The organism is Enterococcus phoeniculicola ATCC BAA-412, from assembly GCF_000407505.1.
Taxonomy (GTDB): Bacteria; Bacillota; Bacilli; order Lactobacillales; family Enterococcaceae; genus Enterococcus_K; species Enterococcus_K phoeniculicola.
The window spans coordinates 148,751-171,666 of sequence record NZ_ASWE01000004.1; the positions used below are offsets into that span (position 1 = coordinate 148,751).

The 22,916-nt window shown below is 36.1% G+C and carries 16 protein-coding genes; 9 read left to right on the forward strand and 7 right to left on the reverse strand.

What is annotated here, in order from left to right; genetic code table 11:
• Window positions 1–86 precede the first annotated feature (86 nt).
• From I589_RS14665 to licT, 3 genes are all read right to left on the reverse strand, one after another.
• Window positions 87–1,514, reverse strand: a complete 1,428-nt coding sequence (locus I589_RS14665) for a 6-phospho-beta-glucosidase (protein ID WP_010767081.1) — start codon at window positions 1,512–1,514, stop codon at window positions 87–89.
• 12 nt (window positions 1,515–1,526) lie between these two features.
• On the reverse strand, window positions 1,527–3,437 hold the full coding sequence (locus tag I589_RS14670; RefSeq protein WP_010767082.1) for a beta-glucoside-specific PTS transporter subunit IIABC: 1,911 nt from the start codon (window positions 3,435–3,437) through the stop codon (window positions 1,527–1,529).
• A gap of 109 nt (window positions 3,438–3,546) precedes the next feature.
• A complete protein-coding gene (gene licT / locus I589_RS14675; RefSeq protein WP_010767083.1) occupies window positions 3,547–4,380 on the reverse strand; it encodes a BglG family transcription antiterminator LicT in 834 nt (277 codons plus the stop codon).
• Window positions 4,381–4,777: 397 nt separating this feature from the next.
• Here licT and I589_RS14680 point away from each other — a divergent pair, with 397 nt between their 5' ends.
• Both I589_RS14680 and I589_RS14685 read left to right on the forward strand, forming a co-directional pair.
• On the forward strand, window positions 4,778–5,860 hold the full coding sequence (locus I589_RS14680) for a M42 family metallopeptidase (RefSeq protein ID WP_010767084.1): 1,083 nt from the start codon (window positions 4,778–4,780) through the stop codon (window positions 5,858–5,860).
• A gap of 16 nt (window positions 5,861–5,876) precedes the next feature.
• A complete protein-coding gene (locus tag I589_RS14685) occupies window positions 5,877–6,689 on the forward strand; it encodes a DUF975 family protein (protein ID WP_010767085.1) in 813 nt (270 codons plus the stop codon).
• Between the two features lie 245 nt (window positions 6,690–6,934).
• Here I589_RS14685 and I589_RS14690 read toward each other — a convergent pair whose 3' ends face one another.
• Window positions 6,935–9,196: an ATP-binding cassette domain-containing protein gene (locus I589_RS14690; protein ID WP_010767086.1), complete on the reverse strand. Its 2,262-nt coding sequence runs from the start codon at window positions 9,194–9,196 to the stop codon at window positions 6,935–6,937.
• Complete coding sequence (locus I589_RS14695) at window positions 9,186–9,614, reverse strand: MarR family winged helix-turn-helix transcriptional regulator (protein WP_010767087.1); 429 nt, start codon at window positions 9,612–9,614, stop codon at window positions 9,186–9,188. Before I589_RS14695 ends, I589_RS14690 begins: the two co-directional genes overlap by 11 nt.
• A gap of 378 nt (window positions 9,615–9,992) precedes the next feature.
• Between I589_RS14695 and I589_RS14700 the strand changes: the two genes are divergently transcribed.
• From I589_RS14700 to I589_RS14715, 4 genes are all read left to right on the forward strand, one after another.
• Window positions 9,993–10,733, forward strand: coding sequence for an MBL fold metallo-hydrolase (locus tag I589_RS14700; RefSeq protein ID WP_010767088.1), 741 nt, complete (start codon window positions 9,993–9,995; stop codon window positions 10,731–10,733).
• A gap of 12 nt (window positions 10,734–10,745) precedes the next feature.
• Window positions 10,746–11,750, forward strand: a complete 1,005-nt coding sequence (gene lplA, locus I589_RS14705) for a lipoate--protein ligase (RefSeq protein WP_010767089.1) — start codon at window positions 10,746–10,748, stop codon at window positions 11,748–11,750.
• 154 nt (window positions 11,751–11,904) lie between these two features.
• Window positions 11,905–12,615, forward strand: coding sequence for an O-methyltransferase (locus tag I589_RS14710; protein ID WP_010767090.1), 711 nt, complete (start codon window positions 11,905–11,907; stop codon window positions 12,613–12,615).
• A gap of 66 nt (window positions 12,616–12,681) precedes the next feature.
• The gene (locus I589_RS14715; RefSeq protein ID WP_010767091.1) at window positions 12,682–13,335 is read left to right on the forward strand and encodes a CPBP family intramembrane glutamic endopeptidase; all 654 of its coding nucleotides are present in this window, start codon (window positions 12,682–12,684) and stop codon (window positions 13,333–13,335) included.
• A gap of 506 nt (window positions 13,336–13,841) precedes the next feature.
• Here the strand turns inward: I589_RS14715 and I589_RS14720 are convergent.
• Window positions 13,842–14,954 carry a TFIIB-type zinc finger domain-containing protein gene (locus I589_RS14720; RefSeq protein ID WP_010767092.1) on the reverse strand — a complete coding sequence of 371 codons (1,113 nt, stop codon included), beginning with the start codon at window positions 14,952–14,954 and terminating at the stop codon, window positions 13,842–13,844.
• Window positions 14,955–15,267: 313 nt separating this feature from the next.
• The gene (locus tag I589_RS14725) at window positions 15,268–15,849 is read right to left on the reverse strand and encodes a histidine phosphatase family protein (RefSeq protein ID WP_010767093.1); all 582 of its coding nucleotides are present in this window, start codon (window positions 15,847–15,849) and stop codon (window positions 15,268–15,270) included.
• 448 nt (window positions 15,850–16,297) lie between these two features.
• On the opposite strand from I589_RS14725, the gene I589_RS14730 reads away from it, so the two are divergent.
• From I589_RS14730 to I589_RS14740, 3 genes are all read left to right on the forward strand, one after another.
• Window positions 16,298–17,404, forward strand: a complete 1,107-nt coding sequence (locus I589_RS14730) for a tyrosine-type recombinase/integrase (RefSeq protein WP_010767094.1) — start codon at window positions 16,298–16,300, stop codon at window positions 17,402–17,404.
• Window positions 17,405–17,852: 448 nt separating this feature from the next.
• Window positions 17,853–18,956: a coiled-coil domain-containing protein gene (locus I589_RS14735; protein ID WP_010767095.1), complete on the forward strand. Its 1,104-nt coding sequence runs from the start codon at window positions 17,853–17,855 to the stop codon at window positions 18,954–18,956.
• A gap of 324 nt (window positions 18,957–19,280) precedes the next feature.
• Window positions 19,281–22,910, forward strand: coding sequence for a WxL domain-containing protein (locus I589_RS14740; protein WP_010767096.1), 3,630 nt, complete (start codon window positions 19,281–19,283; stop codon window positions 22,908–22,910).
• Window positions 22,911–22,916: the final 6 nt, after the last annotated feature.

A 22,916-nucleotide genomic window follows, 5' to 3' on the forward strand; every position in this document is an offset into this window, starting at 1 on the left:
TTATACCCCGCCTTCTTCTTTACTTACTGAATAAATAGTGTAACAGCAGATATGCTTCTATCTTTTTTTAGTCAGTCTCCTCTTAGCTATGAAAGAGATTCACCATTACTTGCAATCACTTGTTTGTACCAGCTAAAGGATTTTTTTCTTGTTCGTTTTCCACTCCCGTTTCCTTGATCATCAAGGTCAACATAAATGAAGCCATAACGTTTCTTCATTTCACCAGAGCTAGCAGAAACTAAATCAATACAACCCCATGTAGTGTAGCCAAGCAAGTCCACACCATCTAAGCTGACAGCATCCTTGAAGGCTTGGATATGTTGAGCAAGATAGTCAATTCGATAATCATCTTCAACGTAACCTGATTCGTCTGGAATATCCACCGCACCCAAACCGTTTTCCACTATGAATAAAGGGATTTGATAACGATCATATAAGGTATTCATGGTGATTCTCAAACCTTTTGGATCAATTTGCCAGCCCCATTCACTAGCTTTCAAATAATCATTTTTGAGAGTTGGAAATAGGTTTCCTTCTCTAAGCTCATTTAATTTTTCATCCGCACTTGCAACGCTAGATGAATAATAGGAAAAACCAAGGAAATCTACAGTGTTTTCTTGTAAGAGCACACGATCTTGATCGGTAATTGGGATGTGAATGTCTTGTCTCTCCAACATTTTTACTGCATAGGCAGGATAAGAGCCGCGAATTTGGACATCTGTAAAGAAAAAGCTTTCACGATCAACCATTTTTGCCGCCCAAACATCTTCAGGATTGGGCGTGTTTGGGTAGTTATCGCCTGCAGCAAGCATACAGCCAATTACATTCTCCGGATCGATTTCTTTGGCTAATTTGGTTGCGGCAGCACTTGCTACCAATTCATAATGGGCAGCTTCGTATTTGACTTGCTCTTGGTTTTCTTCTTCTTCAAAGAGCAGACCTGCTGCCATAAAAGGTGCATGTAACAGCATATTGATTTCATTAAACGTGATCCAATGATGGACTTTTCCTTTAAATCGAGTAAATAATACTTTGCAAAGATTTAAGTAAAAGCCAATCATTTCTCGGTTTCGCCAAGAGCCATATTTTTGAATTAAATGGATAGGGCAATCAAAATGTGAGATGGTTATAAGCGGCTTGATTCCATGACGAATACATTCATCAACCATTTTTTCATAGAAGCGGATTCCTTCTTCATTTGGGACAGGCTCATCTCCTTGTGGAAAGATTCTAGACCATGAAATAGAAAAACGATAGACAGTAAAGCCCATTTCTGCAAATAGAGCAATATCTTCCTCATAATGCTGATACATATCAATTCCTTTTTTTGCAGGATAGTAATAATCCTTTTCAAATTGAAGCATTTTTTTGGTTCCAGCCATTACGTCAAAACGAGTAGGACCGTAAGGAATCAAATCTACATTCGCTAGACCTCGTCCGCCTAAATTGTACCCACCTTCTACTTGATTTGCCGCAGTAGCGCCACCCCATAAAAAATTTTTTGGTAAAGTCAATTCATTATCCTCCTACACAAGTCCACGTATAAATGTTTCACCCGGGTTTATTTTTGCTGAATCAGTTGTCAAAATATCTAAATAACTTGCAGTGTTTGTGATAATAATTGGTGTGTCCGTTGAAAATCCTGCTTCATGAATTTTTTCTATGTCAAAAGTTACTAAAAGCTGCCCTTTTGTTACAGAATCTCCTTGGTTTACGTGACTGGTAAAATACTTTCCTTCTAATTGAACGGTATCTAACCCAATATGAATAAGCACTTCCATCCCATCATTTGAGATAAGACCTATCGCATGTTTTGTGGGAAAAAGTGAAACAACTTCTCCATCAAAGGGGGCATAAACCTCTCCAATTTCTGGAATAATCGCAGCACCGTCACCCATAAGTTTTTGAGAAAAAGCAGCATCTTCAATTTCTTCAAGAGCAACCACTTGTCCTTTGATTGGACTATATAGAGTATTTTTTTTCTCTTCATCAGTAGGTAGAGAATCGCTAGTTTCGATTTTTTTTTCTTGATATAAGAACATAGTAAGTGCAAAGGCAATGACCATAGCAATCGCTACACCAATTAAAGCAATAACAATATCGTTCATACTCTTTGTTTCGGGATTAATCATGGCCGGTAATTCAAACACACCGATTCCACCAAAAATATATTCTTTTAAATCCGCGTATCCGTAATAAGCTCCTGCAATTGCAGAGGCAATACAGCTAATGATAAACGGTTTTTTTAGCGGAAGGGTAACTCCATATATTGCTGGTTCAGAAACACCAAAGAAAGAAGAAACAGCAGCTGGAAATGCTAGTGCTTTTAACTTTTTGTCTTTCGTTTTTAATAAAATAGCTATAACTACAGCGGTTTGAGCGAAAGTTGTTGCAAAAAATGGCATCATCACATTATCATAGCCAATCGTCATAATGTTGTTTACATAGATAGGAATCATTCCCCAATGAACCCCGAAGATAACCATAATTTGCCAGAAGAATCCCACTAAAGCGCCCGCAAGCATTGGACTAAAGTTTCTTACGCTTAATATTCCTTCAGCTAGAAGGCTAGAAGAGAAAGTGACAATGGGACCAACAAAGATAAGACCAAAAATCATTGCAAAGAAAAGTGTAAGCATTGGAACCGTGAAAAATTTAATGACATCAGGAATAATCTTATTAAAAAACTTTTCTAATTTTGCAGCGATATAGACAATAAAAATCACTGGCAAGACGCTAGATGTGTAATCCATGCTGATCACAGGTATACCAAAAAAGTCTAGATATACAGGGGCTGAAAAAAAGCTTCCATCAAACAGTGTATAAAGTGGTTTTGCAGTTTCAGATAAGCTGGATAGCTGCATAGAAGGGTAGCAAAGGGCCAATCCGATTAATATACCTATAAAGGGTTTCAAGTTAAATTTTTGTGAAGCAGTGTAGCCTAAAAATACTGGTAAGAACATAAAGAGTGCATCACTCATGGCATCAATGATGGTAAATGCACCACTCGTATCTGCGTATAGTCCCATTACACTAAAAAGAATGTTTAGCCCTTTTAGCATCCCTGCCGCAGCCATAATTCCTAATACTGGTTGGAAAATACCGGAGACTAAATCAATTAAACGATCGATTGTCCGTTGGTTTTCTTGTGTTGTATCGGCAGTTGTGGTGGAAGAAGACGAACCTAAATGAGGCAGTACAGTAAGGATATCTTCATAAACATCACCCACATGGTTTCCAATGACTACCTGATATTGTCCACCAGATTTCATTACGGTAACGACACCCTCCATGTTTTTCAATTGCTCATCGTTTGCTTTTCCTTCATCTTTTAGTTTGAAGCGGAGCCGTGTAATACAATGGGTGAGACTATTAATATTTTCATCTCCACCTACATTTTGAATAATTTTTTTTGCTAAATTTGTGTAATCTGACATTTTGATTTCCTCCAATTATGGTTGATAAATGAAGGTCTGGCCAACTGAATGTAACCATCCATGAAACGTAAATGGTTCCTCCTTTAAGCGTAATTTTTATATTTAAAAGTTATTTGTAAATAACTTTTTGAATATGCACCGTTAAGTATAAGCATTCTTCATCCGATAAGTGATAGTCATAGTTTCTGGCAAGGTGGGTGACGATTTTACCGACACATTCAAAGGACTTTGGATATTTCTTTTTCATAAAGTCAATCATTTCAGTATCCTCAGTTCCTTCATAAGTTGTTTTAGAAACAATACGCTGGGCAAAGAATTTTAAATGAGTAATAAAACGATAATAGTACACAGAGTCTTCATTAAAGTTTACCTGAAAGAAGTATCGGACAATATTCGTAAGCTCCTGCATCAGTTTTGTAATCATGTAGGCATCTGGTGTTTCGTAATCAGACTCAGCATTAACCAAATGAAGGGCGATAAATCCTGCTTCATCTTGAATGAGTGTTAAATCAAAGTCTTTTTTTATTTGTGCTAAGGCATATTCACCAATTTGATATTCATCTGGATAGAAGCTTTTAATTTCCCAGAGTAACGGATTTTTTAGCTCAATTCCTTCTTTTTTTCGAGAAAGGGTCCCGTAAATGTGATCTGCTAATGAAAGATAAATGCTTTCATTCAATTTTTTCCCAAGTGTTAATTTGGCTTGATCAATAATCTTAGTGGATAGATCTAAATATTCTATCGGTAAATCAGAAAGAAGCTCTTCAAATTTTTCAAATGTTTCTTTGTCAGATAGAGGGAAAAATTGCTCTACTTGAGACGAAACGATAATATCACCTGCCTGTTTCTGAAAAGAAATTCCTTTTCCTTTAACAATCACTTGTCTTCCTCGCTCGTTCGTAACTAAAGCAATATTGTTGTTAAAAATCTTGATGATTTCCATTATGTATTCTCCTCTCCTAAAAAAATAAAAAAACCTATCTACATAACTAAAGAAACGTCTATCCATTAACGTTCATTAGTTAAGTAAATGGGTCTAGCTTGTAGTTAAACAATCACTATCCAATGTTACTTTATTATTTATGGTATCTTTTATATGATCGGTTGCTCAAATCACGTGCGCAACGATACGTTCATTTTATGTAGAGAATAATAACATAGAACCAATTTATTGTAAACACTTACTTTAAAAGTATCCAGTAAAGAGAAGAGAGGTTTCTTTCTTTTATAATGAATCATTCAAAATGGAGGGAAACTTTAGAGGCTGAAAAAAAACAGTAAGCTCTTATCATTTATACAGGAGCATGATATACTTTTTAGGTAAAGAAAGGAGCTTTTCAATGGATAAAAAAGAAGAAGAGTTGTTAATTGAGTTAACAAGCGCTAGAGGCGTTCCCGGAAATGAAGAAGAGGTTCGAGAGGTCTTTAAAAAATATGCGAAGCCTTTTGCCGAAGACATCTTTTTTGATGGATTAGGCAGCGTGATTGCCAAACATTCTGGAACAGGCGGCGGACCTAAAATTTTTATTTCTGCCCATATGGATGAAGTTGGATTTATGGTCACTAAAATTACAGAAAAAGGATTTTTAGAATTTCAAACACTTGGCGGTTGGTGGGGACAAGTGATGCTTGCTCAACAAGTGGAAGTTAAAACACAGGATGGAAAAATCATTCATGGTGTGATTGGTTCTAAACCACCACATGTACTCACACCTGAGGTTCGTAATAAGCCATATGACATCAAAGATATGTTTATCGACATTGGTGCTTCAAGTTTAGAACAAGCAAAAGAATGGGGAATACGTCCGGGTGATATGGTGACTCCATATATCGAGTACAAACGATTAAATGACAGCAAGTTCTTATTAGCAAAAGCGTGGGACAACCGTATTGGTACAGCGGTTTCTTTACGAGTGCTGGAAAATCTTTCAAAAGAAGAACATCCTAATGTATTGTTTGCTGGAAGCGATGTGCAAGAAGAAGTAGGCTTGCGCGGAGCAAGAACAAGCACACATCTGGTGAACCCAGATATTGCCTTTGCATTAGACACTGGTACTGCTGGTGATACACCTGGAATGACACCAAAAGAAGCGGATTCTGTATTAGGGGAAGGACCACAAATTCTTATTTTTGATGCATCAATGATTCCTCATAAAAAGCTATTGAATTTTGTTATTCGAGTAGCAGAGGAGCTGGAGATTCCATTCCAATACACTGTAATTACAGGTGGGGGAACCGATGCAGGTCAAATGCATTTAACAAGAGATGGCGTCCCTTCTCTTGCGATTACCGTTCCCGTGAGATACCTACATTCACATACCTCTGTCATTCATGAGGATGATTATTTCAATACTGTAAAATTAGTTACAGAGGTTGTTCGACGTTTGGATAGAGAAACAGTTGAAGAGCTTAGAAGCTATTAAGAAGTAAGGAGAACTTATGAAAATACCTATCTCAGAATATAAAAGATTAGCTAGAAAAGCATTAGAGGGACAATGGTTGATTAATGGAGGCATCTTAATTTTAGTTGCGATACTCACAAGCGTAATAACCAATATTCTTAATAACTTTTCAGGTTTTCCTTTGGGGAGCTTCCAACAATCGTTACTCGATTTATTAGTGACTATTGTTTTACTGTTTGCTTTCAGCTATGGAACGTTTTATATCTCTTTATTCGTTATTCGTGGTGGGAGAGCCAATTTTCAACTGATTTATAGTGTGTTTCAGAGTAAATATTACTTTCCTTTGTTACTCATTAATTTAATAGAGACGGTTGTTCAGTTTATCCTAACTGCTATTTTCTTACTGCCTGTTTTCTTAATTGCAGGAGTATCAGTTTATGTGACATTTTTACTTGGAAGTAGTCGCACGCCTATTGCACAGCTTCAAAATGCGGCTGCATGGAGCGCAGGTATTGGGGCAGTCTTCCTAATAATTTTAGTCATATTTACGATAATTGTTTTGTCTTATATTGTTTCAGGAATCTTTCAATTTGCCGTCCTTGCAAAAATGGATTTTCCTCAGCTTACAGTAGGGGAAGCATTACAATATAGTTGGCTATTAGTAAAAGATCGTATAGGTCAGTTTTTACTTCTTCAACTATCCTTTATTGGCTGGTATTTCTTGGGCATTCTTGCTTTAGGATTAGGCGTATTTTGGGTGAATGCTTATCAAAATGTCACAAATGCAGCATTTTATGATGAGGCACGCAAGCAAAAAGGAAACCCACAGGAATTGTTAGCAGCAAAATAAGAGAGAAGCGTTTCAAATCTGACGCTTGCATCTTCAATGATTCACAAGAAGAAAACTGTTTATTATCTAAAGAAGCTGAGTCCTCTTGAGTGAGAGAGGACTCAGCTTCTTTTTTCGTCTAGTAAGTATTAGAAAGCGTTTTGAAATAGTTTTTCTACTGCTTTTTAATTGCCCAGATTCCTAGCAACCTTAGAAGAGGAGAAGCCTTTAAGTATCCTTCAAATATTTGCTGTTAATTACTTCACCTATTTTTCAACTTTTAAAAAACGTCTTAAATGACTTGCTGTATAGGAGTGGCGACAGTGAATAAAATCGATTGGGTATCCTTGAAACAGTAATTTTCCTCCCAGACTGCCTCCTTTTGGTCCAAGATCAATAATCCAATCTGCCTGACTTATAACGGACAAGTTATGTTCTAATATAATTAGAGTATTTCCGTCTGCTACTAACTCATGGATAAGTATAAGTAAGTGATCAATATCTGATTCATGTAATCCTGTAGTAGGTTCATCCAAAATAATAATTTTAGACGCTTTTTTTGATAATAATTGAGCAATCTTTACCCTTTGCAATTCTCCACCAGAAAAGCAATCAAGTGTCTGCCCAAGTTTTATATATGAAAGATTCGCTTTAATAACCGCTTCTAAAGTTTGTTTTATTACAGGATTGTCATAGAATAATGGCATCGCTTCTTGAGCAGTTAAATCGAATATTTCGCTTATATTTTTTCCTTTATATAGGTAAGAAAGTGTTTGCTCATTAAATCGCTTACCTCCACATTTTTCACAAATCTGTTGTGAATCACCTAAGTAAGCTAAATCAAGTGTAATGAAGCCTTTTCCTTTGCACTCGGGACAAGCCCCTTTACCGGTTACTGAAAACAAGGATCTCTCAACATTATTTGCTTGACTGAAAACTTTTCTAATTTCATTGAATATATTTAAATAAGTGGTGATGTTAGAGCGACTCGATGTATGAGGCAGACTCTGATCTAAAATTGTTGCTTGGGGATATTGATGTTTAAAAAGCTGTCGTATTAATGTACTTTTTCCTGAACCTGCAACCCCTGTCACTAAGGTTATCGCCTTTTTAGGAATTTTTACCGAGAGATTATTAATATTGTTTTTTGAAACATTTTCGAGTGTATAATAGGTTGAAAACTCTTTTTTCATTGTGTTAATATGATGTTCTTTTAAAAAAGCATTTGCTGTAACTGTATTAGATTGTAACAACCTGTTAAAGGGTCCCTGAAAAGTTACATTCCCGCCATCAATTCCAGCACCTTCTCCAAAATTTATCACTTCATCAGCAATTGCAATCATATCAGGATCATGGTCTACGAATAAAACCGAATTGCCTTTGTTTTTAATTGCTTTCAAAATATTGTTGATTCCTTTTATATCTTGAGGGTGCAAACCTACACTAGGTTCATCAAAAATATAAAGAACGTCTGACAATGAACTATTCAGATACTTCGTCATCTTAATTCTTTGTGATTCTCCACCAGATAAAGTGCTTGTCGCACGACTGAGTGTTAGATAGTCTAAACCAACGATACATAAACTTTTTAGTTTCATTTTCAGTTCATTGGTTACAATACTCACTGATTCATTATCAATACCGGTAATAAAATCAAGTAAGTCAACAATTGCCATATTATTACAATCCGCAATGGACTTGTTCGCTATCTTTGCACGTAACACCTCATCATTTAATCTTGTGCCATGGCATACAGGGCAGGTATTCGTTGTTAAAATTCTGTTTAAGTCTTTTTTGTACTTTGTATTTTCTGTGTGAACAAAACTGTCCATAATCCGTGGAACTACTCCGATATATTCAGCTGTTTTGTGCCAGTTTTCGCTAGGATTCACTGGTTTTATCTTGGGTGAATACAAAAGTAAATAAAGTTCATCATCTGAGTAATCAGCTATTTTTTTATCGTTATCAAAGAATCCAGATTCTGTATATCTGGATAACCGCCATCCGTTGTTTTTAAAGGTAGGAAATTGAATCGCATTTTCTTTTAGAGATTTATCAAAATCAATTAAAGCTTCAATAATTACTGATTTTACCTCCCCTAAGCCCTTGCAATTTTTGCACATTCCATCTGGATGATTAAATGAATACTTCATGGAATAACCGATAAATGGGACTGCTATTCTGGAATAAAGCAATCTTAAATTTGAGGAAATATCTGTAACGATTCCAACTGTTGATCGAGCATTCCCATGAATTCGTTTTTGATTAATAACCAACGAAACTGGAAGATTGGCGATGGAATCAACAATAGGCTTTTTATATTTTGGTAATAAATTTTGAATATAGCTGGAATAAGTTTCATTTAACAGTCTTTGGGATTCACTTGCAATGGTATCAAATACTAAAGAGGATTTGCCTGATCCTGAAACACCTGTAACAGCTACTATTTTGTGTTTCGGGATAGCTAATGAAATATGTTTGAGATTATTCGTTGCAGCATTTTTTATTACTATGGAATCATTCACCATTTGCTATCCTCTCCTTTTTCAATCCACTTGATAGTTTACTTGATAATCGTGCAAATTCTTGTTGTTCTTCTTTAGTAAATGATGTTAAAGCAGTTTGATAAAGTGCCGTGTGCCTTGTTGAAATATCAGCTAATAAACATTTCCCATCATTGGTAATAGAAGTATATAACTCTCTTCCGTCTAATTGATTAGGCAACTGCTGGATATACCCCAAAGATTTTAAATCCTTTAAGGCTTTTGACAATTTTGTTCGTGATGTCCCCAAAATAATACTTAACTTTGAAGGTAAAAGTTCTCCTTCTTTTTTTAATTGATATAAAATATCATACTGTAGCCAAGAAATATTTTGGGGATTTACTAAGGTTCTTTCAGCAACCATTTCACATTGTAAATCCATTAAAGATGTTTTTAAGTCCATTATAATCTCCTCCGTAATATGATTTCTATATAGCAATTATATCTTATTGGAAATTAATTTCAAAGTTATTTTTTTAATGTGAGTGTTAATGAAAGACTCTCATTTAAAAATTGAATCAACGTTACTACTTGCCTTTTGTTAGTCTGCCGAGGAGATTTTTATCCCGCTTGTTGCTTTTACTTACACCTACGATTGGACTTACAAGTTCTTGAAAACGAAACAATTTGTCTATTGTCCTTAGAATAGTCAGAGAGGTATAATAGTTAAGAAAATATACGAATTTTCCATTCGTTTTCTAGAAAACACAAGCCGAATCAGACAGAGTTTTGGTGCGATCTTTATTTTTGTGATACCATGTTTTATGGAAGGGGGAGTTTTATGAAATTGACGGTACTCGGCTGCTTAGGAGCATACCCATATAATGGTCAGGGAACGACAGGTTATTTGTTGGAATCGGGGGATTATCGCTTATTAGTGGATGCAGGAAGTACAACGCTAGTGAATCTGGAGAAACAGATTGATCCGTTAACTTTGGATGCAGTTATACTCAGTCACTACCATCACGATCATATCGCTGACTTAGGGGTGCTGCAATATTACTGGCAATTATTTCCGACTGCAGAGAAAAAACGAATCTTACCTATCTACGGGCATACGGAGGATGCACAACACTTTCTTGAACTAACGTTAGAAAATGTTACCCAAGGACATCCATATGTCGAATCAGATGAGCTTCATTTAGGTCCATTTACAGTGACTTTTATGAAAACGATTCATCCTGTTCCTTGTTATGCGATGCGCTTCATCGAAACTGCTACTGGAAAAGTCTTTGTGTTTACTGGTGATTCTGGCTATTTAGAAAGCTTTATTGAATTTGCAGCTGATGCAGATTTATTTTTAGCGGATACGTATTTATTTGAAGGAAATGAACGACATAAAGCGCATTTCACTTCAAAGGAGTCAGGAGAGATTGCAAAAGCAGCAGGTGTGAAGCAACTTGTTTTGACACATTTACCACAGTTAGGTGATTTAAATCAATTGAAAAAAGAAGCACAACAAGCAGCGGGATCAGACATTCTTGTAGAGCTTGCTGAACCCAACAAACTATTTATCATTTAGGAGGAATTTTTTGTGATTTTTGTACCCAATGAAAATAATGACCCAAGAGTAAACCTTGCTATTGAAACATACTTGTTAAAAGAATTTCCATTAGATGAACCTATTTTATTATTTTATATTAATGAGCCTTCAATTATTATTGGTCGTAATCAAAATACAATTGAAGAAATTAACGTAGATTATGTTGAAGAACATGGGATTCATGTAGTTCGCAGACTAAGTGGTGGTGGGGCAGTTTATCACGACTATGGCAATTTGAATTTCAGCTTCATCATGCCTGATGATGGAAACTCTTTCCGTGACTTTGCGAAAGTAACGCAGCCAATTATTCAAGCTTTGCATGAGTTGGGAATTGAAGGAGCAGAGCTTAAAGGACGGAATGATTTAGTAATTAACGACATGAAATTCTCTGGAAATGCTATGTATGCAACCAGTGGTAGAATGTTCGCTCATGGAACCATCATGTTTGATAGTGATGTGAATGAAGTAGTGAATGCATTGAAGGTTCGTAAAGATAAGATTGAATCAAAAGGGATTAAGTCCATTCGTTCTCGTGTAACTAATATTAAGCCTTTCTTGCCGGAAGAAAAACAAGGGATGACAACAAAAGAATTTCGTCAAGATATTTTATTGAAGATTTTTGGTGTAGACTCTGTTGATGATGTGAAAACATACGAACTAACAGAGAAGGATTGGGTAGAAATTAACAAAATTTCAGATGAATATTATCGTAATTGGGACTGGAATTATGGAAAATCTCCTGAATTTGACATTGAAAAGCGTCATCGCTTCCCGATTGGTTCTATTGAAATTCGATTGAATGTTTCCAATGGAGAAATTGTTGAAGCAAAAATCTTTGGAGATTTCTTTGGCTTGGGAGAAATTTCAGATGTTGAAAACGCCCTAGTTGGGGTGAAATATGAAAAAAATGCAATCAATGAGGCAGTAAAAGCAATTGACGTGAAGAAATATTTTGGAAATATCGAAGTACAGGATTTAGCAGATTTAATCTACTAAGTTAAGTCAGATTAGCTAGCTTTCATTTTCAAAAATGAGTGACTCTTTTTGAGATGAAAGCTAGTTTTTTAGTAGAGTTTTTTTGAAAACAGAAATTCTTTGTTGCGAGAAAATGTGTCTCTTCGTATAATGAATAAGGAAATGAGGGGAAAGTATGCGTAATGAAATGATGCATCGTCCAGTAGTGAAACCAGAACTACTAGACTTTATGAGAAATGAACAAAAAAAACTGCCAGGTGAACTGGGCAAACTAGAAGAAGAAGCACATGAGGATGGAGTTCCTGTAATTCCCCACGAAACAGTGGTGTTTCTCCAATTTTTATTAGGGCAAATAAAACCTAAAAATATCTTGGAAATAGGTGCAGCAATTGGATTTTCATCCAGTGTGATGGCACAATACGTTGGTGATGACGGCCATGTAACGACAATTGACAGATTTGATGTCATGATTCGAAAAGCTAAGAAAAATTATGAACGTTTAGGTCTAGAGGAAAAAGTAACGCTACTCGAAGGACAAGCGGCTGAAATTTTACCAACGCTTAGTGGGCCTTACGATTTTATTTTTATGGATAGTGCAAAATCAAAATACATTGAATTTCTGCCAGAGTGCTTACGTCTATTAAGAAAAGGGGGCGTGTTAATGGTAGATGATGTGTTTCAAGCAGGCACAATTTTAGACCCAATCGAAGATATCCCGCGTAGTCAGCGAACGATTCATCGAAAGTTAAATAAGTTTCTGCAAACTGTTATGCAGCACCCAGGACTTACATCAACTCTATTGCCTCTAGGTGATGGTGTTATTTTAATGACCAAAGAGCAAGAAGAAATCCAACTCGAGGAACCATTTACAGAAGGGACCGAATAAGTAGAAAAATCAATTACTGAACATAAAGAAGTACATGATTTAAACATAGCAGGAGTGGTGAAACAAGTGCGGTACAAAAATATTGTCTACCCAGTTTTAGTGGCGGTCCTTTATATGTTTTTTTTCCAATTGTTTACGAAAATTTTATGGGAAAATCATTTATTGGTGGGACTTCAAAAAATAAATGAAGCAAATCTATTATTTAAATTTACAACGGATTTTATTGCAAATGGATTTATTGTTTTTTTATTGGTAGCAACCTTTTATTTGACGAAACGACCGTTAAAGGAATTGGGACTAACAATAGAATCAAAGAAAATAGTTTTTTTGTTGGCAGCTGTGTACGTAGCTATGTTCATATATTACGGAAATTATACAGAAAAGGGCATATATATAGCTTTTTTCTATTTAGTCATTGTGGCATTTTCAGAAGAGATTATTTTCAGAGGCTACTTCTTTTCTGAACTGAGAAAAACGCAATCTTTCTTGTTTTCTGCTGTTTTTAGTGGACTATTTTTTGGTGTCATGCACGCCTTTCTTCCAACAATCACTAGCAATGGGACAACAGCTGATTTTATTCAGCTTGCCTTAAGCAGTTTGGGTCAAGGGATTGTCGGCAGCTGTTTCTTTGCCTTTTTATATGAAAAAAGCAGGAGTATTTTTGTGCCAGTATTAGTTCATGCTATTTTGGATTATGGAAGTTTGTTGATAAATGGTTAAAAAAGTGTTTCTTATAGATGTATAATTTCATTTTTGAAGAATCGGAGAGAGTGGGGCTTACCTGCTCTTTTTTGCTGTTCATAGGTAATTGTGAATCTGTGAGAAATTTTGTATACTTTTTAGAAAGGATTCTTTGGGAATCAAAGAGTGAATTGAATGAGGGTGGGATATAACTAAATTAGTTATGTCCCACCCTCATCTGCTTTGTTAAGTTTATAGAAAAGAAATTTCTTTTTGGCGCGTATTCGGTTTACCGAATGAAATTGACTAACAGGAAAATGAGCCCTAGTGCAACAAGAAACAGTAGTGTATACATGAGGAACGTAACAAATCCGTCAAAAAAATGTTTCATTGAAATCACCTCATGCCTATTATAGCACGCAGAAGAAAGTTTGTTAAAAGAGAGCATGCAGCACTCTGTTTTCTTAAGAGTAGAAGGATGATAAAAGAAAAAATATTCGCTTACTATAGGTGAAGTTTATCATCAAAGAGTTGAATAAACTTCATTAAATAGTAAAGACACGTGCATTTCTAAGTTGGGTTTTTAATGCCTCTATCTGATAAAGAATTTCTTTCTTCCTACTCCCAGAAAAAATTCCTAGTGTGCGGAATTCATCTTGAAGATTCTCCATTAAAGCATAAATATCTTGTTTTTCTTTAGAGTCAGATTGCCAAGAGTGATGAACCGTTAAATCTGAAAAAAGATCATTTCTTGTCTGCAGATAGTCAGCTATTTGTAGGTCAGCATCTGTTTCACCATCAAAAATAGGGACAGGACGACGACTTCCTTCTACCATCATGTGATGAGCTAAAGCAGCTTGCTTCATCTCATCACATAGCTGATAAAGTAAGAAGCGGTCATAGTCGTCAATCACTTTATCTGCAATTACTACCTTTATAAATTCTCTAAAGTGGTTTGCTTGCAAAATTTTATTTTCAGCGATACTTGCTGAAACCTTCATCGGTGACGTATTTTCCTTGAGAAAGGACTGTGTCCAATCAGAAGTCATAATGCGTCCTAGTCTTTTAATCATTCGCTGCTGTTTTCCTTTTAACGAGAGGAACTCTTTTTCTCCGATAAGTTGTTTATAATAGGTAGTTTGAGGGAAGTCATAAAAAACTTGTATATTTTTTGCTAACAAATCATCTAATGTCTGGCTAGGATTCGCTGAGAAAAGTTTACTTTGCTCGACAAGTAATTTATAGATAAAGGTATCATATAGCCTTCTTGAGCATGTTGTCACGTCTTCTAGCTGATTGTCTGGCGTCTTCTCCCAGTTATCTAAAATATCTGAAATAATAAAATCAAAAGATAAGCTTTCAATAGGTGTTTGGCGTATATTTGCCATGATTTGTCCAAGTTTTGAAAGATAATCATTAGACTCCGTTAATAAAATGTCCTCTGAATGAGTAATGAAGGCTGAAAAAGCTCCAGAATCGAATGCTTTTTTTTGTAAATTTTTTAATTCTAAAAGTGTTTCTTCACTACTTGTTTCTTTAACTGCCAAATTATTTGCCTCTTCAATCGTAAAAGAAGTACGGCAATAAAGACAGATATAGAGACCATCTTTTCTTTCAAAATCATTACTTCCGCATAGTTCACAAATAATTTTTTTCAAAATAGACCCTCATTTCTGTGAATTTACTACTTTCATTATAACAAAGTAAATGAAGAGGGCAATGGAAAAATAAAGAACGTTTTTTAGTATATGTATAGGTATTTACTGTTTCTTCTTTGAGACGGTCTCTAGAAACTAAGCAATAAAGATTGTTCATGAATGCGTACTAGATCAGGTTTCCCTTCTCTTTATACGAACTGAGAAAGGAGAAGAGGACTGCCATAACTTCCAATCAACTAGCTAGCCCTAATGAAAAGAAAATTTAGGTAGTAGGAAGAAAACGAGTAAGTGTTGTCCTGAATTGCTCTCTTATTTAAGTCAATTTTTCCTTTAGTGAATAGGCATGTCCGTTTCCTACTCGCTTGAAATGTCTCAGCTTCGTATCATATTCGGCTAGATAGACATCTGGCATTGTCATTTTTTTAAATTCTTCTATACCAAATTCCCCTTCAGTTAATGTATGAAATAAGACAGATAGCGAGGTGCCGTGTCCACAAATTATAGTATTTCCCTGACTTTCTCTTAAAATTTTTTCATAGGCAGGAATGATTCGTTTTTGTACCTGATTGAGAGATTCTCCATTTTCTAATTTAAAATCAAAATTATTCCATTGACTAGCTGTAAATGAGGAAAAGTCAGATACCCAACATCCAACCACACGTTCTCGAAGCGTATCTACGATAGACACATCTGTGTTTAATAAATCGGCAGTTGGTTTAATTGTTTGCAAGGCTCTGGTATAGGGGCTACAATAAATTTTTTGAATTTGTTTGTCTACAAAGTAAGTCCCTAATTGCTCAGCAAGAATTTTACCCTCAGCAGTCAAAGGAGCCAGTTGATCGTTTTTGCATGAAATATCACGAATAGAATGTCGAACAAAATAGATAGTTTTCATAATTCCTCCTAAATTTATTATATGTATTATCTAAAAGTTTATCATAGATAATGAATAGTTACTCTAGTCAACTTACAACGTCTGTTTTTTAAATGAAATAACCACCAAATTTTAGTTGCGTATACTAAAATTTAGTGGTTATTTTTTATAGTGATTCTTCAGTTTATAGAATTTTAAGTAAAAGGAAAACATGGTTGAATAAATCATGATACACTAAAAAAGTCGTGGTTTATTTAAAACCAAGACAAAAAATAATCTTATACAAGATAACGAGAGTTATGCATACATGAATAGTAATTTATTTGAGTAAAAATGTCAATAACTTAGTTTATTTTTAGAAAAATTTTTTTATAATATGAATTTTTTGTTAAAATGAGCGGTTTTCTGGAAAAGTTGGGTTAATTATAGCCCGTCTATTAAGCCGTCAAAAAGAAAGGAGCTAAATGTAATGAAACGAGGAGAAAACATCTACAAACGAAAAGATGGGCGCTGGGAAGGACGTTATATTAAAGGAAAAAATGAACTGGGAAAAACAAAATATGGTTATGTCTACGGTCGTTCTTATCAAGAAGCACAAAGAAAGCTTTATCCCCTCAAACTAAAATATTTTGCGATTCGAGAGATCAGAGGAAGTACGACACTACCGTTTGATGTTCTTGCCACCTATTGGTTAAAAGATCAGCTTGAAACAGTCAAACCTTCTACGTATGCCAGCTATCAATATAAACTAACTCACTATGTGTCCCCTATTATTGGAAGAATCCCCTTAAATGAACTGACTCGTTTAGATGGGCAACAGTTGATTTGGACATTACGAAAAACACTTCAAATATCAACTATCCAAATAATCATGGGAATTGTTAAAGCGTGCCTGAATTATGCACAAGAAATTGGTTATCTGGAAAACAATCCTTTTCGCTTTGTTAAATTACCCAAAAAAAGAAAAGAAAAGGTGCGTGCACTGAAACGTTCCGAGCAAAAGACACTTATGAAGGTTGCTGTGGAAGAAGAAAAAAATCATGGATTAACGACAATTACCGCACTGCTCACGGGAATGCGGATTGGTGAGCTAGCTGCATTAAAATGGACAGATATTGATTTTGATGAAAATATTATTTCTGTTAGTCATACCTACCAGCGAATCAACTTAGAAAAAGGTACGAAGAAAACACAACTTCTCTATAATTCTGCAAAAACGGAGGGATCTGCACGAGTGATTCCACTAGGGCAGACTCTAAAACAGTTATTACTTACCCATGCAGAAAAAAAGGAGTCAGCTATATTTGTCTTCGGTAAAGGAGAAACAGCTACTGAACCCCGAACACTTACCTATCATTTTAATCGTATTCGGAAAAAAGCCAATTTACCAGATGTTCATTTCCATCAATTACGTCATACCTTTGCGACACGATGTTTGGAAGTTTCAAAAAATATCTCCTCAGTGAGTGCGGTAATGGGGCATGCATCTACGCAGATGACGCTAGATGTTTATGGGGACTCTATGATAGAAACTCGCTTGGATATGTTGGAAAAGATGGAAGCATGCTTAGCATAAATTAGATAAGAAATCGTTTTCAAAAAAAGAGTACTTTTTTTGGAGGGGATTTTTTTTGTTTTTTTTTGAAATCTGGTCTCCTCTTTACATTCTGTAATTTTTATCTGTTCCAAGGAATAAGAAACGCCAAAAAAGAAAGCTCCGTCAGAACGCCGTCAGCTACCTGCTGAAACTATTCACAGTAAACGATTTTCAAGCATTCTCTTGGTTTTAAATAAACTAAGATGACAATATCTAAAGTTTACCATGCTTTTTCTTAAATAGTGGGAAAAAATGATGTCTAAAAAAGGTATTTTTATGGGAGAAAAAAAGAATTTTTTATTCCAAAAGAAATAACTTTAGTTTTTTTATAATGCTGATAACGTAATTTAAGTACACAAAAATAGAGACAAATGAACTCAGTTTTTACCTAATGGAATAAAGTGGAGACTAAGAAAGCGAGAACAAGATGGCAGCCTTTAAAAGAAAAAAGAAACATGCAGTATTTGATATATTGAACGATTTAAAGGATGACTTTGAAGAAGATGGGATAGGTGAACTTCAGCAACGAAATCAGCGATTAGAAATAGAAAACGTGAAACTGGCATCTGATAAACAGGAAATGGAGAAACGTCGTGTAGTACTGGAAACAAAGATTCGAGAACTGGAAGCAGACGCTAGAAGGGATTTTTCACCTGTTTCAAACTTAGAGCTTGAGGAATACAAAGGACTCATTGAAAAACTGACAAATGAAAATACTAAATTTTCTGAAGAAATAATTCGGCTTGCCAAACACCACCCACAAGTAAATGAATTAAAAGAGCATTGGGCACGAGAAAAAGAAAGCTATGTGCTTGAAATAGCAGAACATAAAAAAGAGCAGATTGCTTTGCGTAATGAAAATAAACAGTTAAGTAAAGCAAATCAAATCTTACATAAAGAAACGAGCCAAATGAGTGTGGAAACAAATAGGCTGCTTGAAGAAAATGAGCAGCTGTCAGAAGAAAACTTAAGTCTTTCGCTACAAATAACAGAGCTGACTCAAGAACGGTATCAGAAAGAAGAAGCAGCACTCATTGTACAGGAGTCACTTCAGAGCATGTTGACACAGGAACGTACAGAAAATGAACGTTTGCATCAGCACTTTGATCGATTGACACAACAGAATCAGCAGCTAACGGTTTTGGTGAATCAGTTAACAGAGTCAGCAAAACAGCCAGAAGGGACAGTTATTATAGAGACACGAGCCTACAAGGATTTGTTGGCTCATATACATGTGCTTGAAGAAGAACTTTCAACTTTTAAGAATCGAAGTTCTCAAGAAAATGACTATTCTTTAGCCAAAGATGAGTTAGCAAATATTCTATTGAATGCCAAGCTGAATGAGAAAGACCTATTGAAGCAGGCTGATGCTAAAGCTCATGAAATAAAATCAGAGGCGAAAGAAGAACTGCGACACTTAAAAGCGAACACCCTACTTTATCAACAAAATGTTGAAGCGGCAAAAGAAGAATCAGAAAGACTCTTCAATCAATTAATTTCGCGTGTACATGAGTTAAATCAGATAGTCTAGGATAAAACTATTTTTTGAAGAAAACCTAACAATGGTAGTCTTGTAAAAATATATTAAATAAAAAAGTATACATAAATCAATAGTTGATTTACTTATCTTTTCATTGCAAAGAAATAACTTTAGTTATCTGATTTGATGAGATAAAAAATTGCTTTTTTATTAACAAGTATTACCTAACTAGATAGAAAAACTGTGGTTATTAATTAGTAAGAGAGGTATCTATCTAAAAAAGGGGGACCAAATCTTATAACGTAGGAAAAACAGCTATGAAGTTATTTTATGAAAACTAGCAGGTCATAACTACTTGAGAGGAGGTGAGAAAATATGAAAAGGAAAAAAAATAGAAAGCTTTTTTGGGGAATAGCTTTGCTTGTATCGATGGTTATCGGCGTCATCTTCGCAGATAGTCTACAACCGATTCGAGCGATGGAAGAGACCAACACTTCAGAATCTGAAGTGTTAAATACAAATGATTCAGTGGGGAATGTCTATGGAGTGGCAGGTGTCATTGACAACCAGTTAAATGCTATCTCAGATAAAGTGGCTGAACTTGAGGATATTGAAGAATTGAATGAACCAAGTGAAGCAAATGAATCAGGTAAAGAAGCTACTGAAAACGCAGAAGTGGAATTAAAAGAGCCTGTTGAAGAGAAGGAAGTACCTGTAGCAAAAGCAGCGAACGCTCAAACAAGGGCAGCGGTAGATGTAAGTACATGGGCAGGATTATCTGCAGCCTTGTCAACAGCCACAGCTACGACAGAAATCAATGTTGTATCAGATTTGGTCGCAACTAGTGCCATTACCAATGCAGTGACAGATGCGACGATTAACTTTAATGGCCATAGTGTCAGTTTTGGAAACTTCTCTATTACTGTACCTACACTAACAACTTTACGAATAAATAATTTCACCTACACAAGTACAGGAACGACGATTGCTAGAGCAGTGTTTCTCGGTGCAGGAAATATTATTTTTTCAGGGACAGTGAATTCCTTATCTGGGAATACGGGTCCTTTAGCGAATATGGTTGGCGGTGGACTTACATTTGATAATGCAGTTGCACATGTAAATGCAGCTCAGTCTAGTCTTACGACGGCTGCGGCAATTGCAATGATGAGATCGAAAAATCTGACAATCACAAATGGGACACAATTTACATCTGAATCTATCTATGTATATAACATAACAACTGCTGGGGGAATTGTTATGATTGATAAACAAAGTCAAGTAATTACTCATGCAGCAGATGGACGAAAGATGATGTGGAACTTTGATCAGCAATCGGATGTAACGATTAAAGATGAAGGGACGCTTTTGGATATAGAAGGGTACAACTACACTGAAGCTGATGATGGTGGATTGTTTAATGTTACCTCTGGTACGCTAAAATCTAGTATTAATGTTCTTGACGGTGCAAGAGTTAAAGCACATGCAAGACAAAAAACAGTACTACAGCTTGAGAGTGCTGGTGGTACATTTAATGTCAGCAATAACTCTATTTTAGAAGTGGTATCAGACACTGATGGTGGGTACATCTATGGAGTTCCTATCCGCTTTAGGGTTCGTGGAAATATGGAGTTTAATGTGTCCAATAACTCTAAAATGTCAATTGTTAAAAATGGTGGTGAAGCGCCAGGAATTCGTATGTCTGGTGGCGGAAATAAGGTACGTGTAACAGGTGGATCTGATTTTACGATTATTAATGCCGGGAGTGGTTCAGCGTTATCTCCAGGTGCTAGTGCACGAAATCAAGGGATTTATTACGCAGGAACAGCAACTGAGCCACATGAGTTTACGGTGTCAGGGGACAACTCCAACGTAAGTATTACAGCTAAATACGGTGCCGCGCTAGATGCAGGTTCCCAGAATTTTAACATTACTGCTGATGAAGGTACTTATTTTGTTGCTAAAGGATTGGGACGTGTGGCTAGAGATGGAATTTTTAATGGTGGCTTAGTTAATTTCAAGATGACTAGTCCTAAATACTTTGATTTTCGAAATGACCGTGTGGGTGGTGGTTATGTATTTGATGTAGGGACGAGAACTTCTACATTCAATACAACAAACTCTCAATTATCTGTTTGGAAATCAGGGACAAATTTAGATGATAATCCATCTAATGCATGGAACCTTTTTGATTATTCATTAACAGGCACCAATTATGCAACAGTTGTTTCTTCAACGGATGCTGATTTTACGGCAAATTATCTAGGCGCTAATGCTTATTCCCGGATGAGTGCTAATAACCAAACAGCAATTGTGGATTCGATTCGGATACCAACCAATGCAGATAAGTATATTTATGCAAATGTGTTAGTTCCTGAAGAAAAAGATTCTAAACCTCGTCCAGCATGGAAAGATGAAGTTGAAGTGAGATTGAAAATAACTAAATCTGATGGTACAGAATATACTCGAGATGGACTAACTATTGGGGATGAGCAAACTATCTACAATGACCCGACACCAAGTGACGGATTCGTAAAGATTGCGATACCTAATGGGGACTTTATTGAAACAGGAGATACAGTTAGTGTTGTGGCTGCTTGGCGTGGGACGGCAGCAGGTGGACAACTTCCAAGCAAACCGGAGGATCTGATTGCGACACCGCAAAAGACATTAGATGTAACACCACCAACACCTGTTCCAACCTCATTAACTTCTGGTGTTATCACAAATGCGACGAAGCAACTAACCGAAAAAGACCTTGAACCAAATGCACGTGTACAGCTTTCGATAAACGATGGAACACCTGTCGAAGCGGGAACGGTAGCTGCAGATGGAACGTGGACATATAATTTGACTAAGTATCTTGATCTTGGGGACAAGATAACGATTTATCTAACTGATGTGACTCCAACTTTCCCAGCAGAATTTGATCCAAGGGGATTAGAGGGCACACGGATTGATACTGGTAACCGCAATCCAAAAGCAGAAACTGCCTATCATGATACAACGTTTGCAAAGGCAACAGAATTTATTGTTGTAGATGTTCTTCCAGACGATGCAACGATTGAAAAAACAGTTGCAGTAGAAGGCGGGGCAACGACCACACAGGTTGGAGATTGGTTGATTTATACGCTAAAAGTGAAAAATATGAAAGATGCAAGTTTAGACACCGTTTGGAAAGATGTCAAGATTGAGGATGTTTTAGATGCAAATCTAAAATTTGATGCAGAAAATACGGGGATTACCCCTTCAGATGTAACCTTTGATTACGACGAAACCAGCAGAAAACTAACGTTAAATATTGGTGATTTGGCGTCTCAGGAAGAAAAAACCGTAACATTTAAGGCCAAAGTCCAGCGTAGTGCAGTTGGAAACACCATTTTAAACAGTGCCAAAGCAATTGGCTACACACCACGGGAAGCAGGAACCTTTGTTCCAGGAATTGTTGATAACCCAACGTACCAAACCTACGAAGTGGCAACAACAAAACCAATTGAAAATCCTGGTGGGGCTGTATTTGGTACATTAAGTTTAATTAGTGCACCGGATGTCATCAACTTTGATATTCAAAGTGTCAATGAAAAAGCTACACACGTAACCAATCCAACCTATAGTAATCCATTAGTAGTGGAAGATACTCGTGCAAGTGACCGTCAGGATCCATGGCATATTACTGTGAAATTGATCCAAGAGTTGACGTTGCTTGATGAACAGGGGAATCCGGGAACAGATATTCTTAGGGATGCAATTCGCTTTGTTTATGGCGATAAGACAACAACCTTAACCAATCAAGCTACACCGTTAGTCGGAAACGACTATGCTGCACCAGATGCGAATGGTTTGTATACGTTGAGTGAGGGTTGGAAAGATACGGCAACAACCGATGGCTTTGAGTTATATGTTCCAGCTGGAAAAGTAGAGAGCCTTGGAAATTATCAAGCAGTATTAGAGTGGAATATTGAGAATACCCCACTTCCTGCTGCAGCGAATAATTTACCAAGGGAATAAAGAAGG

Coding starts and splice junctions, on each gene's coding strand:
- I589_RS14670 (WP_010767082.1), bottom strand. CDS start 3,437: ATGTCAGATTACACAAATTTAGCAAAAAAAATTATTCAAAATGTAGGT.
- licT (WP_010767083.1), bottom strand. CDS start 4,380: ATGGAAATCATCAAGATTTTTAACAACAATATTGCTTTAGTTACGAAC.
- I589_RS14680 (WP_010767084.1), top strand. CDS start 4,778: ATGGATAAAAAAGAAGAAGAGTTGTTAATTGAGTTAACAAGCGCTAGA.
- I589_RS14685 (WP_010767085.1), top strand. CDS start 5,877: ATGAAAATACCTATCTCAGAATATAAAAGATTAGCTAGAAAAGCATTA.
- I589_RS14690 (WP_010767086.1), bottom strand. CDS start 9,196: ATGGTGAATGATTCCATAGTAATAAAAAATGCTGCAACGAATAATCTC.
- I589_RS14695 (WP_010767087.1), bottom strand. CDS start 9,614: ATGGACTTAAAAACATCTTTAATGGATTTACAATGTGAAATGGTTGCT.
- I589_RS14700 (WP_010767088.1), top strand. CDS start 9,993: ATGAAATTGACGGTACTCGGCTGCTTAGGAGCATACCCATATAATGGT.
- I589_RS14710 (WP_010767090.1), top strand. CDS start 11,905: ATGCGTAATGAAATGATGCATCGTCCAGTAGTGAAACCAGAACTACTA.
- I589_RS14725 (WP_010767093.1), bottom strand. CDS start 15,849: ATGAAAACTATCTATTTTGTTCGACATTCTATTCGTGATATTTCATGC.
- I589_RS14730 (WP_010767094.1), top strand. CDS start 16,298: ATGAAACGAGGAGAAAACATCTACAAACGAAAAGATGGGCGCTGGGAA.
- I589_RS14735 (WP_010767095.1), top strand. CDS start 17,853: ATGGCAGCCTTTAAAAGAAAAAAGAAACATGCAGTATTTGATATATTG.
- I589_RS14740 (WP_010767096.1), top strand. CDS start 19,281: ATGAAAAGGAAAAAAAATAGAAAGCTTTTTTGGGGAATAGCTTTGCTT.